Origin of the sequence: Paenibacillus amylolyticus (assembly GCF_003719335.1) — a bacterium.
In the GTDB taxonomy this organism is placed as follows: Bacteria; Bacillota; Bacilli; order Paenibacillales; family Paenibacillaceae; genus Paenibacillus; species Paenibacillus amylolyticus_D.
The window spans coordinates 19292-37418 of sequence record NZ_RIAS01000028.1 but is presented as its reverse complement, the minus strand read 5'-3'; the positions used below and the strand labels follow the sequence as shown (position 1 = coordinate 37418).

Sequence of the window (18127 nt, the reverse complement as noted above, 5' to 3'; positions counted from 1 at the left end):
TATCGTATGCATTTCTCTTGACAGCCTCTAACGCTTCTTTTCCGTCCGCGACATGATCTACGAAGTGTCCCTTTTTTTCAATCATTTTACTAAGGACAAGCTGATTCATTTCATTATCCTCTGCAATCAGAATATGGAGAGGGGTGTCTCTGTTCTTTTTTGGGGAGAGCTCTAAGCGTTGGCTGACTTCCTCATTGTTTATTTTAAAGCAGGCTGTGAATATAAACGTTGTGCCAGGTTCATCTGCATCCTCAATCCATATATCTCCATGCATGAGTTCTATCAATTTTTTGCTGATCGCCAGTCCCAATCCCGTTCCTTGTGTTTTGCGGGTCATAAAGTTATCCAATTGGTAGAATGGCTCAAATAATTGTTGCCTTTTCTCTACTGGAATTCCCACTCCCGTATCTTTGACTTTAAACTCGAGATACACGTTCTCCTCACATTGTTCTTTAACCCGTACTTCAATTTCAACGCTACCTTCGAGCGTAAACTTCACAGCATTACCGATGAGATTAGTAAGTACTTGTTTTAAACGAGATGCATCACCATAAAGCGGTATTGGAAGCGTCTCATCCAAACAAACATGAATGTCTAACTTCTTTTCGCGGATCAAAGGTTTTACGATTTGCACCGTTTCTGTCACGATTTCTTGAAGATCAAAAGGATCAACCACTAAATCGGTTTTCCCTGACTCGATCTTAGAAAAATCAAGGATATCATTGATAATAGTAAGTAAGGAATCTCCACTCTTTTGGATAATCTGAATATATTCTGTTTGCTCCTTGCTCAGTCCCGGGGTATCTAGAAGAAGATCTGTCATTCCGATCACACCATTCATAGGTGTCCGTATTTCATGGCTCATCATCGCCAGAAAATCGCTTTTCGCCTGATTCATCCTTTCAGCTGTTTCTTTGGCAATGAGAAGCTTTTTCTGTTCTGTGATGTCCTTGGCTATTAAATAGTAGCCGACATTGACATTATTAATAATAATTGGAGCAAGCGTTACCAACACTTCCGTTTCACGGCCGTCCTTGTGCAAAACAGTGTTCATTTTCTTCTCAGCCAAACCATAGTGACTCCGCAGAATGAGGCCTAGATTACTGGCTCCAATAAATCTTCCTATACTTTTTCCAATCATTTCGTTTACTGCATAACCTGTCATTTTTACGGCTGCAGGATTAGCATTAATAATGTTTCCACTCATGTTAAATGAAATAATAGCATCATGATTATACTTTTTGAGCGAGGTGTAACGTTCGATGGTTTCTTGAAGCCTGAATTCGATCTGTTTCTGTTCGGTAATATCCTGAAGTACACCTTTTAACTCTACGGGCTGTTGATGTTTGTTATAAATGATTAACCCACGTAATTGAATATACTTTACTCTAGCTTCGGACTGAGCGTATTTAAATTCAAAAACAAATGGATCTCTTTGTTCTGCGTCTCTTATTTTTTCTCGTAAAGATGCAACATCTGCAGTACTCATTACCTTATAGATATCTTTTGCGCAATAATATTGGTTTGTGCGGTCAAGTTCAAAGATTTCCAGCACCTGTTCAGAAATGGTGATCTGATCATGAACTACATCCCATTCCCAGCTTCCAATCTTCGCCAAGCGTTCGGCATTTGCGCTAATGCCTTTACTGTGCGAAAGTTTCCGTTCAGAACGGATACGATCAGTGATATCTACAATAAAGCAAATAAAGTAATGGAGTTCACATGTTACGTCGTCGCTGACTGGAGTTACATGAAATGAACACCATAATTCTTCGCCATTCTTTTTAATGCAGCGCCTTTCATATATATTTTCTTTTACTTTGTTATCAAAAAGTCCAGCTTCTTCAACTTTATCCATCGAGGAATTCTCCGGATGCGTTAAATCCTGGCAGCGGAGCTCCATCAGTTCTTCATAAGTGAAACCGGTCATATGACAGAAAGCAGGATTCACTTTCAGCCAATTTCCCTCCGGAGCTATAAGAGCAACTCCAATCGGTGTATGGTTATATATTTGCTCGAAGAATTCATGATGATTAACCTTCTGAACCTGCATTGAAAGCTCTCCCCTACTTCATTTTATGATTTAGAATCATTTTCCCAAAAACATTATTCTTTGTAAATCAAAATAAAACGAGATAAAACGTTTTTAAATATTAGCCTTTACCACATATCCAATTTGACTTCCAGTAACGGACAAGATGACACTGAATTTAGCATCGGACTACATTCTACTCCTCAAGTTTACGATAAGATAATATAAGCTCATAAATAATTATGCTTTAATTACTTCCAAGGGGGAACAGAACGTGAAACACAAGCGCAACAAAAGAATGGATTTAAGATTAAAACTATATTCGATCATCCTTGTCCCACTACTGGCTATGGGCGGCCTGATTCTGTGGGCAACGAACTACTCCAGTGAAAATTCATCCTTGATGACAATGCAGCATAACAACCAGAAGCTTGCAGTGAACATCGCTTCTGAGATGGGTAAGGAATCAGCATTAATCAACTCGTTATACAACTCAGGTTCGGAGGAAAGCTCCGAATACAAAACACTTAGAGAACAGCTTGTTAAGGCTCGCCTTCAATCGGGGGCTCTTTATGTTTATATGTATAATAAAACACCGAAAGGATGGGTCTACACCGTGGATGGCGCGGATTGGGACGATCCGGAATACAGTCCTTACGGGACTGCGTTTGAGCTGAACTCTCAAACTCTAGAACGTTTGGCTAGCGGTGAAGTTGTAACTACTGGCATTGTCGAAGATCCTGTCTGGGGAATGCTTATGTCCTCTTTTACACCAATTAAAGATTCGCAAGGAACTACTATTGGTTATTTGGGCATGGACCAGTCTGCAGCAGAAGTTGAAGGTGTTTCCGCAATAACGTTGAATAATACGTATGGTAAAGTTATCCCGATTTTTGCAGTAGTTTTAATTTTATCGTTCATCATTATGCTGCTTGTCGTAAGAGGGATCCTTCGTCAAGTATCTGACATTAAGTCAAGCCTGGAACAGGTCTCTTCCGGGAATCTCCGAGTTGTATCCACTCAGATGACAAACGATCAACTCGGGGACATCAGTAACCTAATCAATACTATGGTTGTGCAACTAACGAACATTATGAAGGGAATACAACAAGGTTCGGCTACACTACAACAGTCTTCTAAAAATATTGCCGAGACGGCTCTTACAAATCAGCGTCAGTCTGAAGAGCTCTCCAGAGCCATCGAGGAAATTGCCATAGGCTCCATGAAACAAGCTGAAGAGACAGAACGCTCCGTCCAGCATTCTGAAAATCTGGGCAGTATTATGAATGAAGTAGGTTCTTATGTGGAACAGTTCACCCGTACTTCCGATCAGTTATCTGCATTGCAAATACAAGTGACACGCCAACATGAAGTTCTGCTAGAAAAAGGCCGTGAGAACGCCAAACTTGTTGAGGATCAACAGAATATTTCCAAGTCGCTGACGACACGCTCGGAACTTGCTTCTTCCATCAGTGGACAGATTCACAACATATTAAAACAAACTCAAATTTTATCTTTAAATGCTTCGATCGAAGCAGCCCGTGTTGGTGAAGCGGGTAAAGGTTTTGGAGTTGTTGCTAATGAGATGGGACATCTCGCTCAAGAATCCGAACGTTCGATTCAGGAGATTGATGAGATACTGAGTTCATTTGTTCAAGAAATTCATCATATGGGAACGCATCTGGATTCAAATATGTTGGCTGCCAAGGAGCAGGAAGAACAGATCGCTGAATGTCTTCAAAGCTTCAAACAGGTAAGCCGGTTATCCTCTGAAGTGCATGAACTTGCTCAACGTCTGGAAAATCGGACAATCCATATGCAATCCATTCGCCAAGAGGTAGAGCAACATTTGAGTTACATTGCTTCCGCAACCGAGGAAACATCAGCGATGTCCGAAGAAGTTTCCGCCAGTGCTGTAGAGCAACAGCGTTCGGCCAATGAACTATCAGGTATTTCCGGAGAGCTAACCCTCCTTGCTGACAACCTCAAATCGTATTCAGATCAATTTCAAATCGAAGTCCATGATACGGATAAATAATAAGTAAAGACCGATGCTTGATTCAATAAAGTATCGGGCTTTTTTTATAGTTTTTGACTCTTGGTTTTACTTTTTAGGAGAGTTCCCTTATTCTTTTGTTTTGTGTTACGGTTCTCTGTAACTAAAATCCAACCGGCCAGTGTTTCATTACACAGCGGTTTGTTTTAAATTATCAACAGCTGGCTTTTCGCATGATTACAAGCCGGACTAGCAATACTAAGGAATAGTTGGAAAAAGCATACATAACGGAGGTCTCATCATGGTTTTCACAATCACAATTATCATCGTTGCACTGTTTGCAATATGGGGAGCAGTTGCCCCTGATCAGCTGGCGGATGTAGCTAACGTAGCTTACAACTTCTCGATTCAAAATTTTGGCTGGTTTTATTTGCTGGCGACACTGTTCTTCCTGATCTTCGCTTTTTATTTAGCTTTCAGTCGATTTGGCGGTATTAGGCTGGGGGATGACGATGATGAACCGGAATATTCTACGATTTCCTGGCTATCCATGCTGTTTAGCGCTGGTATGGGCATTGGACTAGTTTTCTGGGGAGTTGCTGAACCGCTCTCCCACTATTTATCTGCACCGGAAGGAGCGGCATCCGGGACTACGCAGGCAGCGAGACTTTCAATGCGGTATTCCTTTTTCCACTGGGGGTTGCATCCTTGGGCGATCTACACCGTCATTGGTTTAGCACTTGCTTACTTCCAGTTCCGGAAAGGCTACAAAGGTTTGATTAGCTCCACCTTTATTCCTCTCATCAGTGAGCGACTTGCTGCAGGTTGGCTTGGTAAGGCCATTGATATATTGGCGGTCATCTCCACCATCTTTGGTGTGGCGACCTCGCTTGGATTGGGTGCGCTTCAGATTGGCGGGGGGCTGAGTCATTTATTTGGAATTCCTAATACGACAATAGTTCAGGTTGTTATTATCACCGTTGTAACTGTACTTTTTTTAATCTCGGCGACTTCCGGTCTGGATAAAGGGATTAAGATTCTAAGCAACACAAACCTTGTGATCGCTGTGTTATTAATGCTTTTTGTATTGGTGACTGGCCCAACAACGTTTATCTTCGATACATTCACGACAACCATGGGCAGCTATTTACAGAATATTACTAACATGAGCTTGAGACTGACGCCGTTTTCAAGAGAAACCTGGATAGGGGCGTGGACGTTATTTTACTGGGCATGGTGGATCGCGTGGGCTCCCTTTGTTGGTACGTTCATTGCGAGGGTATCGAGAGGTAGAACCATTAAGGAATTTGTAATTTACGTCCTGCTTATTCCAAGCCTTTTCGGATTTATCTGGTTCTCCGTCTTCGGCGGAACAGGACTTCACCTGGAATTGTTTGATGGCGTGCGTCTGGCAGAGGCTGTCAAGGAAGATACAACAACTGCTTTATTCCTTATGCTGGAACAGCTGCCTTTAGGCACGATTGTAGCTTTTATCGCTACAATCCTGATTATGATCTTCTTTATTACATCGGCTGATTCGGCTACCTTTGTACTCGGTATGCTGACTTCAGATGGAACGCTGGACCCGAGTAATCGAGTAAAGCTTACTTGGGGAATTCTTCAGTCCGCTATCGCGGTCGTGCTGCTGATCAGTGGAGGATTGAATGGCCTACAGACGGCCTCTATAGTGGCCGCATTGCCATTCGCTGTTGTTCTGATCGGGATGTGCGTCTCTCTTCTCAAAGCTTTGCAAGCTGAGGATCGTGAGCGTCGTCAGAAGGAAAAACGGCAACGTCAAAAGCTGAAACGACTGCTTGAAGAACAAGATAACCTGCAAGTCTGAATTTCAAATTTCAAGCAGGTCATGTATTCTTGATCTTTAACGTATACAACCTCAACAGAAAGACAATGAGGACACCCACCTTTGCGTGGGTGTTCTTTTATATCATTTTATTTTGTTGATCACCTGAAAATCGGGACCTCTAGCCCCATAAAATCTCAAGTAAGGCAGTTTATTATTATGGTTTGATGTTACTCCATTCGCTTACATCACATTGTCCATAATCATTATCGCCCACCGCAACTATCGTACCATCTGATTTCAGTCCAAGCGTATGGGCACACCCTGCTGAAACAGCTCGAATCTCATGCCATTCACTTACAACACATTGCTGATGTTTATTCGAACCCACAGCAATGACTGAATCGTCAGATTTTAAACCAACCGTATGATAACTTCCCGCTGCGATAGCTACAATATCACGCCATCCGCTTACGTCACATTCACCTTCCTTGTTCCTACCCACAGCCACTAGCGTGCCATCTGACCGAAGCCCAACCGTATGAAGATACCCGGCGGAGACAGCTAATATGCCTCTCCATTCGTTAACGTTACATTGTCCATACTTATTGTTACCAATGGCTGTTACTGTACCGTCTGATCTGAGACCGACTGTATGCCAGTCTCCCGTCGTGACTGCTGCAATATCGCGCCAGCTGTCAACGTTGCACTCCCCTTCATTATTTCGCCCCACCGCAACTACCGTGCCATCTAATTTAACCCCAACAGTACGACACCAGCCGGCTGAAACGGATACTATATCGCGCCATTCGCTTACATTGCATTGCTCATGTTTATTCCAACCGGTAGCTGTTACCGTACCATCGGATTTAAGACCAACGGTGTGGGCATTACCCGTGTTTGTAGCCATATGAACATTTGCAGCATCAACTGCGACGATATGACTCCAGTGACTTACATTACATTGTCCGCATTTATTATCACCCACTGCTGTTACTGTACCATCTGATTTGAGACCAACGGTATGACGACGACCCGCCGCTATAGTAGAGTTGCGAAGGCGTTTCGTGTCAAACCATGCTTTCTTCCGTGAACTGTAGTCCATATCGTTCCTCCATCATTCGAAATCCTACTTTTTCCTCCGTTCATTCAAATGATCTTTTCAAAAATGATTTTCCAAGCGGATTATTTTCACTAATGAAAAAAACCTCAGATGATAACTATTCTGAGGTTAATCCACTAACTATTTTTGAAAATTCCTATCCTGTTGCAGTCTTTTGATTCTGAAGACTGTCGTGTCAGTTATTTTCAATACCTTTGATGACTTCAACCTTCTTATCCCCTGCTGTTGCTATGTCTAACGTGGTTTTACCTTGGATCGCAACGATTGCACCAGTAGCTAGCATAGAAACGATTAAAGTTGCAGTCAGGGCAGTGGAAATTTTCTTCTTGACCATAACGATACCTCCCATATTTTCATGAATTTTTCTAAAAAAGAGATATGACTCAGACTTCACTGAAGAATAACAATATTTCACTTTATTGTTGGGTAATTTCATCTGGTGATTGTATTATAACCTACTGATAATATTTGTAAAAGGTTTTTACTGATGCTCAAAGAAAGTCAGATTCTACTGAATCTATACCTAAGCCCTACTGAAAACGACCGAAGTCTCCTGACTCTCTTGCAGTATTAAGTTAACATATTTCTGGTTACCCTTCATGTGCACTTGTGTCTCAACTCCATCAACCAGAGCGGTTGTCCATGGCAACCCCGAACTCAGTCGAATGGTATTATCTTGAATAAGTGAAGACAAAACTACTCTGATTATCCCCGTTGATTGATCCCATGACAAACGGCTTACTTTCACTTGTGTTCTTGCCATTAAGCCATCGATGTTACCGGACATCCAGTCAGAAGAAAGTGCAGGCAGTACTTCTATTTCTCCTGTATTGGAATAGAGCAAAGCTTCCTGTACCGCGGCAACTACACCAAAAGCAGTGTCCGTACAATAACAATGATTTCTACGGTTAGTATCATGATCAGTCATCAAAGAATCATAATAACCACCTTCGGTCATCATTGGTAGGAGTGAATGAAGAACACCACCTGCATTTTTTAATCGTGCATGTACGAGTGCTTTATGCATCCAGCCATGACCTGCTGTTGCATCCGTTGTGTTAAACTTGTCTCTGTTTGCCAGAGCTATAGCAGAAGCCGATGCAAGATCTGCATCACCGTGGGTTTCATAAGCAGGCCAGGCAGCATATAAATGACTCAGATGCCGGTGATCATTGTTTTCAATATACTCGGCCATAGCCCACTCACAGAGCGCACCATCTTCACCGTAACGATATGCTGGCAACTGCCCCATCAGCTTGTTCCACTTGTCTACCGCTTTCTCATATCCCGGGCGCTTTAAAGCCATCTCCGCTTGAATAACCATATTTAATCCATCTCGTGCTGCAGAAATGTCCATCGTAGCGTTTGCGGTGATAGTGCTGTTATAACCAATTGGGTGATTCTCAGGAGAGTACGTAGGAATGATCATATAACGCTCACCGGCAAGTAATGAACGTTTGCCAGGCTCATAACGTGATTGTCCCGTAACATCTGTGAAATACTCAGGTGTACAGATCTGCTCCCAGAAGTTAGCTTGCTTGGTGAGCAGCGGTAGCAAAATATCTTGAAGCAGATTCAGCGTACCGCGTTCTTTCAAACTCAGGAATGCCTCATCTGATAAGCCGTTGTCATGAACAGATAAAAGCGATTGCAGACGATCGATGTTCATCTCCTCCGCAATGGGAATATCACGATCGCCGAAACATTGCCAGTATTCAAAAATAGGAAGTAAACACCAGCTCGCACCGGCATTCCAGTATTCAAAAGGATAGTCGTTATCATATTCGACATGCATAGCACGGTCTCCGTCTGAGTTAACACTTACCTGAATCGCATCATGCATGCCGTAAGCCATACGGGCATTGGCTTCGAAATCCGGGGCATTTCTGAGGAGAAATGAGATGTACCCAAGCTGAGCCTGTGTTAGACTCCCCGTATTCATGGCTGCGACTTGCAGGTTCACATTCGCATCAAGTGTGTAAATGCCTCTCCATCCCGGATTCCATTCGCCTGTCCACATCCCGTATAAACGAGGAGCACTGCTTCCGCTGCAACAGATCATAGCATATCGCCCCTGGTTGTAGACCTGTTCCATAAAAGCATGATTAATTCGGTTTGCGGATGCCTGTTGCAGTTCAATGAGTTGCAGATTATCGACATCTTTGTGTTTCTCGTCACCATCAAGAGCAAAACGTACAGCGTTAAATTCACGGGAATGCCATTCGGCATGTAATGAAAGTGCCTGCTCATAATCAAATGCACATTGTGCATGACTATACTTCTGCACGACCGACTGGGTGTGCTGTAACAACTCATCTACAAGGAAGTAGCTTGAACAGTCGGCAAAGTTCTCTATGCTCCCCATCTCGTGAGTTCGTCCCGAAGTTGTGATGAGGTATACGGCATCGGCATCATTGATCTGAATTGCCGGGTTTTGTTCCAACCCTACATTCATCTCCTCGTCTGTGTCTTCCAGCAAGATCCGTTCCTTCGTACCGTTAACAACGATAACTTGAGTAACACCTGCATATCCACCTTGGCTCAACTCACTCCCTATATAAGAGGGATAATGAACCACTTGAGCAAGATAACAGGCATCGGGATCTACCAGTTTTTTGTATCGAAGTGCACAAACTTCGGACATCCCGTTATGAGCCCCGTCCATATGTGAAATATCATCAAGCTGCAACACCATATTGATCTTCCGTCCAAGGTCAGAATGCTCCAGCTTAGTGATGGAAACATCATCTTTTCTAGATGTAAACGAAGTGCGTACCCACAAGCCATCGTTATCACGATATCTTACGCCCGTTTCGGCTGTTTCATAGTTCGTCCACCGTTCAAAGTCTGAAACTTGTTCTCTGTTTATCATGTTCAAGCGAAGCTGATGACCTGGATGGTAACAATAATAAAATGTTCTTACACGGGTCTGCCCATTGTTGTGCTTGATTTTCCATTGATCATTCTGTTCAAACACATTTTGTCTGGCTTCCTGCAATTGACTAGTCAGTTCTGGTGGTATCTCTCTAGGGTCAGCGGAAGGGAAATTGAACCACATATGTTGAAAAATAAAGCTATCGGAATAAGGTGAACCTGACGTAATATAGCCATTTCTTCCATTTCCACTTACCATGCCATCTCTCCAGGCGTGCCCCGGATTTACAGCGGGTATTTCGGTATAATGCAGAGCGTAATTGCCTCGATCATATAGATGAGCTCTCGTTTTTCCCAACTTCCTCTCCCCCTTTTTCCATTTCCCAATCAAGCTTTCATAGCTATAATTATAGGGATGAGCAATGGAGTTGTGTTATCACAAGAGCCGACCAAGTTCCGTTCATGATGTCGCATTATGACAGAGGAGAATAAACCATGAATCTGCCCCCGATAGATATTGATGATATGGATATCAAGTTAAAACTCGATGACCTTGTCCTTAACGTACTGTATGTAAAATTCGGTTATTTTCATCAAACGATGCCCAAACACAGCCACAGTCATGGCAGCTATGAGCTTCATTATATTCCCTGTGGAAAGGGTCTTCTTATCGCCAACGGGTTGCATTATTCCTTGACGCCCGGCACCTTGTTTATGACCGGCCCTGAGGTCGAACATGAGCAAATCCCGGATCACACGGACCCCATGGCCGAATACTGTGTTTTTTTTGAGATTGTATCTGGACCCAAAGCAATGGATATTCTCAGCAAGGGACTTCTCTCTAGATGGCTGCTGGATACGCCTTTCTGGATTGGCCCCGATCAGGAAAACATGATGTGTTTATTTGAGATGCTTGCTCGGGAAGTGTCACTCAAACATTTTGGTTTTCATCAGATGACAACAAACATACTTGAGATGATTGTGGCTCGGACGATCAGACACTATCACCAAGCCCCCACCGCGGTACTGAATGCACCGGTTAAAACACTAAATGATAGCAGGCTTGTGACCATTGAGAACAGTTTCTTATATGACTATCAATCCATAACACTGAAAAAGCTTGCGGATCAAATTGGATTAAGTACAAGGCAGACAGAAAGGACCGTGCGGAAGCAATATGGAATGTCGTTTAAGGACAAAAAATGGCAAGCGCGTATGGAGGCTGCAGCAAAGCTTCTGCTGACGACCGATTTGCCGATTCGAGAGGTAGCTATCGCGGCAGGCTTTTCAACACCAGAACGATTCAGTCATTCGTTTAAAAAATATTATTATCAGTCTCCCTCAAAATATCGGAGTGAGCGCCGTATACACGATATGAATTGAAACTCATCAAGATTTTGCTTTAATCCTAGATGTCATAAGCATTGCGGCAGGCTTTTTTCCCTTGACCAATACGATGCAGGTAATTAAATTCATCTACCTCTTTCGGTAAGCAACCTTATGAAATGCATTAATATAACGAAATATCGATTCACCATCATCATTTACGCGCTTGCTTCTACCCAATGGCAGTTTCATTGCCTGATACGGCTCTGGCACCATGCTATATTGATGAACATAGGAGGTCAGGACAAACCCGTTGCGTTGCCAGAACTGAATGCGTTTCAGATGAGCCTCCGTTGTCCCGGACTCCGCCTCGATAATTATGCCTTCGACCCCATATTCCCTTGTTACCCAAGCCCGGAGCTGTTTCAGCATCCATGTCCCTATACCCGATCCGCGCAACTTCTGTTCAACCGCGAGATAGTCGATGACCAGGAGGCGCTCCTCCCCCTCCCCCACCAGTCCAGTAACCGCCATAGCAACTACCTCCCCCTGATGCACGCCCATGTGTAAATAACCAATTCCACGATTCAGCATACTGCGGAGAATCACTTTTGTCTTCGCGCCGGAGGGAAAAGCTTCATGATAGATCCGCTCCATCCGCTTCCACAAAGCTTCATTCCAGGTCTTTATAGTTGTAAACTCTAATTCCAGCACTTTTATCGCCTCCAGATGGTTATCACAATTCCTGTCTCATGTTGTCGATCAACAGCGAGTTCTATGGGAGAACGCTCCCCACTTCAGACCTGCACGCACAGGTTTTTACTTGCTTACGATGATTCTGGACAGCATTCAGAGTCTGTTCCTCCCTCACCTTATCCCAAGCGCCGCGGTTCTTCTGCTTTTTTCATTGATCGTGATCCAATCCATAACATGCTTAATGAAGCAACTAACAGTAGCACAATAAGGGCTACAATAACAGCGGAAAAGGACTGATCAAACGCAAACCGTGCGGCTTGTTTCAATGTTTCCGAAGCAGATACAGTCAATCTTTCTGCTACGATTAAAGCTTCATCCAAACTATCTTTCACATTTACTGGAACATTCAATCCTGTTGGGATTTTCATGGTTAACGTGTACACAAGACCTGATAGACTGCCGATCATGGCTATTCCTGTAGCTCCACCAACTTCATATCCCACACTTTCCATAGATGCAGCCATACCTGCTTTTTCATACGGAGCACTACTCATTATAGAATGAGATGCTACAGTCATCCCACCACCTAAGCCTGCTCCGAAAAGTGTCAGTCCAAATACCTGCCCAGCAATGCCTGAATCCAATTGTACAAGATAGATTCCCAACCCCACTGCTGTAAGGAATAGAACAGCACTCTTGATATAAATAACCTTGAAGCGATTCAAGAGCATTCCGGTCACTGGAGCTGCAATGACAGATGCAAAAGGGATAGTTAGCGTGTATACTCCAGATATTAGTGGACTGAAACCCTCTACCAATTGAAGCCGTTGCGTCACAATATATTGGATTCCCGTCATAGCAAATAAACCTACCAATGCTGTAATAAATCCTGTGGTAAACAGAGGTATCTTAAATAATGAAAGGTCAATAAGTGGGTCAGAACTTCTGTTTTGACGACGTATAAAGATAACAAGTGCCATTATGCCGACAGCAGCTCCAATTACTGCAAAAGTTACCGAACCTTCACGGCGAGTAAACTCCTTGATCGCATAAATAAGAGTCACCAAGGCAATCATAATTTGGATTGAACTGGTTAAGTCAAACTTTTTACTTCTATTCCCTTCATGTTTAGGACAAGCAGTATAGTTAGTGCAAATGCTAGTATTGCGATGGGTAAATTAATTAAGAATACAGATCCCCACGAGAAATACTCGAGAAGAAGTCCACCTACGATGGGTCCAAGTCCTGCACCTCCTGAGGCAATAGCGCCCCAAATACCAATAGCCAAGCCTAACTCACGCGGATCTGTAAAAGTAACTCTGACGATTGCCATGGTAGCAGGCATCATAATCGCTGCTCCAACAGCAAGAAGTACCCTTGCCGCTATCAAAACATAGGGGGTGGGAGCAAAGCCGCAGTAAGTGAAGCTATTGAAAATATAATCAAACCTATCGAGAAAACCCGTTTATAACCAAGTCGGTCTCCTAATGTCTCCATTGCGGGAAGCAAACCCGCCATAACAAGGGAGTAACCATTTAAATCCATAATTTTTGTGAAGCAGTCGCACCTAATTCATGTGTTAACGTTGGCATAGCCGTGTAAAGAATCGTCATATCCATGACGATAAGTAAGAGTGCACTGGATACAATGATTAAAATCATCCAGCGTTTGAATGTTGACATAAGTAATCTTCCTCCGTACGAATTATTTTAAACTTTTAACATATTGAACTATAATGTATAGGGTAACCCTATAGTCAACAAACAAATTCAGCGAATTTAATACATAGCTATAGAGGCATGGAGGATAGAAAAATGTCGAATATATCAAACGAATATTTCACAACCAGTGAACTAGCTAAAACTTGCGGAGTGACTAAACACACCCTTTTTCATTACGATGATATTGGACTGTTAAAACCTGAATTTGTCAATTCTAAAGGCTACCGTTATTATTCCGTTCAACAATGTCTTGTACTTGATTTGATTATTGTGCTCAAAAAAGCCGGGAGTTCACTAGAGGAAATCAAGGTGTTTCTTCAGAAGCAAAATACGCCTCTATTCATAAATATGTTAAAAGAAAAACAGGTGGAGTTAGAACGAGAACAACGTAGAATTAATCAAATGCAAAATATTCTGACAAGTGCCATCAAGATGACTGAGGAAGCAACATTAGAATTACGAAACTCACCAAAAATTCTGGAATGCCTAGAGGAATATTTCATAACTACCAAACTGGATATAGGTGATGGTGATAAGGAGTTTGCCAAAAAATTAACCGAACATCGAGACTTTTGTGAAACACACTATATCGATCATGAATTTGCGATTTGGACGATTATAAGTAAAGACCGATTTGAATCCGGGGGCTATTATCCTGAATACATAGCTAACCAAATAAAGACCTCCATTCCTGAAGAAAAGATGTTGATCAAACCTGCAGGTTTATATGCAATTATAGATCACAAAGGGTCATACGATAGCATGCCACAAACGTATTCTGTCATTAAAAAGTTCATTGCACGTAAAGGAATGAATATAAGCGGAGATGTATATGCATTGGAACTGCACACCTATTGGACAGAAAAGAATCCAGACGACTATAAAATACGGATATTTGTTCAGGTATCACATTGATCTCTCCCTCATTTGCATGCCAGATGAATAACAAAATCCCCCCTTCATTTTTATAAGGGAGGATTAATGTTAAACGTTTAATATGTTCACTCTCATTTGACTCTAAAATGATTTGGAGCATATTTGCTGACAAGAGGTACAGCACTGAATAGATAAGCTACAGTCAACACAATTAAGGTAGCAGTTAACACCCAGAGCGTAGGCCCTAAAAACACCGCGACAACAATGCCTAATGAGATAAGACTGTTTACGATTGTAAAAAGAGGATGATTCGTATCCAATTCGGCGGTGTACGGCTGGAGCACATAGTACAACACTAGATGGTGTAATGAGAAAAAGACAGCCAGCGTGATAATCATAATCCAGATCGCAAGGTGTGAACCTACATTCCGTCCCTCAGTTAGTATGAGTATAGACACACTTATGACAGCTGCAAAACACAAGCCTAATTTTAGATTGTTGCTTAATAAATATTTTAACCTTAAAAGGAAATGTGGTCTCGCATCTTTGCGATAAAATGAATAACGCATTAGCGGCATATCGCAGTGGAAAAATAACACTTTACAGATTTGACTACCCACGGTCAGATTAAGCATAGCTAGTATGAGTAAAGGTGTAAATCTTCCAATGTAATCTAGAGAAATATGATCTTTGAAAATGAGTGCCAAGACAGACAGTAACAAGCCTAAGATCATAGTGGCTATTAAACGTCTGCGGAACGGTACCCGGAGAAGATTAGCGTGCCTCTTTAAAAAGAGTCCATGCAATTGCTCGTATCCCTTTTTGTCTAAGGTGCTCTGTGTCCTCTGTTCGACGACACGAGGGTTAGAAGTGGAAAGTTCGCTTAGGTCGTTACCTTTCGATTGGATCATTCGTTGTTGAAGATCAGCAATCATGATTTCTTTGTTTAACAATGGATCGGCGTAGGTAGTTACTGCTCGCACTGCAGCGGTATAATCCTTATGTTTGAGCAAAATATACCCAGCGACAGTCCCTGACAATACGATGATTGTCATAAGCCATCGTTGTTCAAATATCACAGCCCCGAATAAAGGGATGCTCCATGGGGTTAAAGGAAGGTAAGCAAGAGCTAGTGCGATTAACATCGTTAAAATCGTAGCCCAAGTTTTCTGTATAAGAACAATGCCTTTCCGCTGAAATATTTCCAGATGTAAAAACTCACATAAGATTCGCCAAAAAGTCATGATTCCCACGACCAGCAAGGTATGAATCATCGAAAAGTTAAAAAACACAGAGACCAGCGCAAAGGCCATCCCTTGATACACAAAAAATGTGGTATATCTGTGAAACATTACAGCCCGCATAAATCGAGTTGGCGCTATTCGCATAAATCTGATTGCAGTATACTTCATCTTGTTTGTTTCCAACACTTTTGCACTAGTTACCGCACCCATCACACCACTAATGCAAAAATACATATGAAGAATAAGTGCAAATCGCTCCGTATGATGATCTTGTGTCCATAAAAGTATGGGCAACGCGAGCATTCCCCAGAAGTAAAGTATACTCTCCAACAAACCAGCGCCAAGCATTAAAATAACTGCGATTGCACCTAATGTGCGTTTCGTCCGAAAAGCAGCGTATGTTTGGTCACGAATTAAAGTGCCTACCACCGGTAACCTTTGCATCATATATATTAAACGGTTGACTAGCGTGATTACCTGCAACTGCCACATGCGAGAAACCGTATTAAAGATTCCCTGCATCGGCATTCTCCTTCTGGGCACCCTGTTCGCTTCCATCGCGCAATAACTCAATAATTTGTGTTTCAAAGTCGGGTTGAGTGAGAATGTCAGGTGAAATCCGAGTCAAACTCCCATGATTTAAAATAACTAACTCGTCACACAAATCCGTTGCCAATTGTAATATGTGAGTTGAAAAAATGAGAATATGATCCTTTTTCAGATCACGCAGCAGTTGTTTCATTTCGCTCGCAACAATGACGTCAAATGAAGTCAAAGGTTCGTCCAGGAGAATCACTGCGGGTTTCATCAGTAAAAATAGCATCATTTGAACTTTATTTTTCATTCCATGTGAATACTGTTTAATGAGTTTGTGGCGGTCTTCTAGTGTCAGGTGCATCATATCGAATAAGCCATCAATGTCATTTCCTCGCCCTTCGATTACATCGGCGTTAACATCTATAAAAAATCGTACAAACTCATATCCCGTCAGAAACTCCGGTAGCATGGGCAAAGAATAAACATAACCTACATCATCGATTTCTAAGTGACGCGATGTTGATTCGTTAATGAGTTCCATTGTGCCGCTAACCGCCTGAATCTCGCCACCCAGACAATTGAATAATGTTGTTTTTCCAGCACCATTTCGTCCAAGCAGGCCATAGATTTTTCCCTTTTCGAACTGAAAATTCACATCACTTAATACGTTTTTCTCACCAAAACTCTTCCTTAAATTCTGTAATACCAGTTTCATTGATTAACTCCTCGCTTTCAAAGCCATTTTTCTCGTTCATATACGAATTGATTAATTGTTTAGTTTTCATACCTATCAATCCCTTCAAATTATTTTCATAAAAGGATAGCCATTAACATCCCTTTAGAAGGTAAATCGTCTTAATGAACCCAATAGCTAATCTTGGGAAATTAGACAATCACTTATCTTGTATTCGATCTTGATTTATATTATTCCTTGTTGTATCTGCGAATAAAAGAAAACGAACGATCGAATGATAGTCCGCTTATCCAAGTTGTTGAATTACTAGTTCCTTCCATATAAACCACTTATAGCTGTAACTTCACTAGTAAATTGTTGGAACCATTCCCCCGTCCATACGGATCGGTGAACCTTTAAATGGCGTTGCATAAGGGCTGCATACAAATGTTGCTAGTCTTCCGATCTCGCTTGGTCTAATGAAGCGCTGCAACTCGGATTGTGGAAGATTGGCCGCCATGAACGTTTTTTCTTTCTCATCAAAGGTCAGACTCTCATCCTGAATGACACTCTCGATGATCTGCTTTACGTTCTCCGAGAGGGTTGGTCCAGGCAAGAGCGTATTGACCGTTACTTCTGTGCCTTTTGTCAATTTACTGAGACTCTTCGATAAAGAGAGCAGCATAGATTTGGTTACAGCATATTGCGGCATATGTCCAGGCATTACAGCTTCTTCACTGGCAATAAAGATGACCCTTCCAAAGCCGTTGTTCAGCATGGTTGGCAAATAAAATTTGGTCAGCGCGTTTGCGGAAAGCACGTTCGTCTGAATATATTTTTCCCATACCGTGTCGTCTATATTGTAATAGGGCATGATTTCGTAAATCCCGGTGTTGTTGATCAAAATATCAATCTGTGGGAACGTTTTGAACAAAGCTTCACGTTCAGTAGCGTTGACAATATCGGCAGCCGCATTTTGAGGAGAAGTGTTCGGATAGGCAGATTTGATTTCGCGAACGACTCGTTGTACCTCTTCAGCACATCGTCCATTGATAAGTACGTTGACCCCTTCTTGAGCCAACTCCATAGCAATTGCTCTACCGATTCCTTTGGTCGATCCTGTCACCAATGCTGTTTTGTTTTTTAATCCCATATCCATAAACCATTTCTCCTTTTTCTGTCTAGTTGGCTTCTAGTTGAATGTAAAGAATACTTAACTTATTTACTT

15 protein-coding genes are annotated in these 18127 nt (G+C 42.2%); 4 read left to right on the top strand and 11 right to left on the bottom strand.

Annotated elements, in window-relative coordinates; translation table 11 throughout:
- Positions 1 to 2053: PAS domain S-box protein (locus EC604_RS28505; RefSeq protein ID WP_123067336.1), on the bottom strand; the 2053-nt coding region annotated here is incomplete at its 3' end.
- A gap of 253 nt (positions 2054 to 2306) precedes the next feature.
- Between EC604_RS28505 and EC604_RS28500 the strand changes: the two genes are divergently transcribed.
- Positions 2307 to 4070 (top strand): methyl-accepting chemotaxis protein, encoded by a 1764-nt coding sequence (locus tag EC604_RS28500; protein WP_123067335.1) that lies wholly within the window; start codon positions 2307 to 2309, stop codon positions 4068 to 4070.
- Between the two features lie 259 nt (positions 4071 to 4329).
- The gene (locus EC604_RS28495) at positions 4330 to 5871 is read left to right on the top strand and encodes a glycine betaine uptake BCCT transporter (RefSeq protein ID WP_123067334.1); all 1542 of its coding nucleotides are present in this window, start codon (positions 4330 to 4332) and stop codon (positions 5869 to 5871) included.
- 175 nt (positions 5872 to 6046) lie between these two features.
- Here the strand turns inward: EC604_RS28495 and EC604_RS28490 are convergent, their stop codons facing one another.
- From EC604_RS28490 to EC604_RS28485, 3 genes are all read right to left on the bottom strand, one after another.
- Positions 6047 to 6934 carry an RCC1 domain-containing protein gene (locus tag EC604_RS28490; protein ID WP_123067333.1) on the bottom strand — a complete coding sequence of 296 codons (888 nt, stop codon included), beginning with the start codon at positions 6932 to 6934 and terminating at the stop codon, positions 6047 to 6049.
- 193 nt (positions 6935 to 7127) lie between these two features.
- Entirely contained in the window at positions 7128 to 7286 is a 159-nt protein-coding gene (locus EC604_RS30205; protein WP_192895174.1) for a hypothetical protein, read from the bottom strand.
- A 189-nt stretch (positions 7287 to 7475) separates the two neighbouring features.
- Positions 7476 to 10184: a glycosyl hydrolase family 95 catalytic domain-containing protein gene (locus tag EC604_RS28485; RefSeq protein WP_240037288.1), complete on the bottom strand. Its 2709-nt coding sequence runs from the start codon at positions 10182 to 10184 to the stop codon at positions 7476 to 7478.
- A 137-nt stretch (positions 10185 to 10321) separates the two neighbouring features.
- Between EC604_RS28485 and EC604_RS28480 the strand changes: the two genes are divergently transcribed.
- A complete protein-coding gene (locus tag EC604_RS28480) occupies positions 10322 to 11209 on the top strand; it encodes an AraC family transcriptional regulator (RefSeq protein ID WP_123067332.1) in 888 nt (295 codons plus the stop codon).
- 93 nt (positions 11210 to 11302) lie between these two features.
- On the opposite strand, the gene EC604_RS28475 is transcribed toward EC604_RS28480, so the two are convergent.
- The 4 genes from EC604_RS28475 to EC604_RS30720 all read right to left on the bottom strand — a co-directional run bounded on the left by EC604_RS28475 (position 11303) and on the right by EC604_RS30720 (position 13530).
- Positions 11303 to 11866, bottom strand: a complete 564-nt coding sequence (locus EC604_RS28475) for a GNAT family N-acetyltransferase (protein WP_123067331.1) — start codon at positions 11864 to 11866, stop codon at positions 11303 to 11305.
- Positions 11867 to 12024: 158 nt separating this feature from the next.
- Positions 12025 to 12924 (bottom strand): MFS transporter, encoded by a 900-nt coding sequence (locus EC604_RS30730; RefSeq protein WP_240037287.1) that lies wholly within the window; start codon positions 12922 to 12924, stop codon positions 12025 to 12027.
- Between the two features lie 17 nt (positions 12925 to 12941).
- Positions 12942 to 13238, bottom strand: a complete 297-nt coding sequence (locus tag EC604_RS30725; protein WP_240037286.1) for an MFS transporter — start codon at positions 13236 to 13238, stop codon at positions 12942 to 12944.
- A gap of 145 nt (positions 13239 to 13383) precedes the next feature.
- The gene (locus tag EC604_RS30720) at positions 13384 to 13530 is read right to left on the bottom strand and encodes a hypothetical protein (protein WP_240037285.1); all 147 of its coding nucleotides are present in this window, start codon (positions 13528 to 13530) and stop codon (positions 13384 to 13386) included.
- A gap of 132 nt (positions 13531 to 13662) precedes the next feature.
- Between EC604_RS30720 and EC604_RS28465 the strand changes: the two genes are divergently transcribed.
- Complete coding sequence (locus EC604_RS28465; protein ID WP_161557081.1) at positions 13663 to 14484, top strand: MerR family transcriptional regulator; 822 nt, start codon at positions 13663 to 13665, stop codon at positions 14482 to 14484.
- A gap of 92 nt (positions 14485 to 14576) precedes the next feature.
- On the opposite strand, the gene EC604_RS28460 is transcribed toward EC604_RS28465, so the two are convergent.
- The 3 genes from EC604_RS28460 to EC604_RS28450 form a co-directional block, all read right to left on the bottom strand.
- Positions 14577 to 16211, bottom strand: a complete 1635-nt coding sequence (locus EC604_RS28460) for a hypothetical protein (protein WP_123067329.1) — start codon at positions 16209 to 16211, stop codon at positions 14577 to 14579.
- Positions 16195 to 16941, bottom strand: coding sequence for an ABC transporter ATP-binding protein (locus EC604_RS28455; protein WP_123067328.1), 747 nt, complete (start codon positions 16939 to 16941; stop codon positions 16195 to 16197). Before EC604_RS28455 ends, EC604_RS28460 begins: the two co-directional genes overlap by 17 nt.
- A gap of 325 nt (positions 16942 to 17266) precedes the next feature.
- On the bottom strand, positions 17267 to 18058 hold the full coding sequence (locus EC604_RS28450) for an SDR family NAD(P)-dependent oxidoreductase (RefSeq protein WP_123067327.1): 792 nt from the start codon (positions 18056 to 18058) through the stop codon (positions 17267 to 17269).
- Positions 18059 to 18127: the final 69 nt, after the last annotated feature.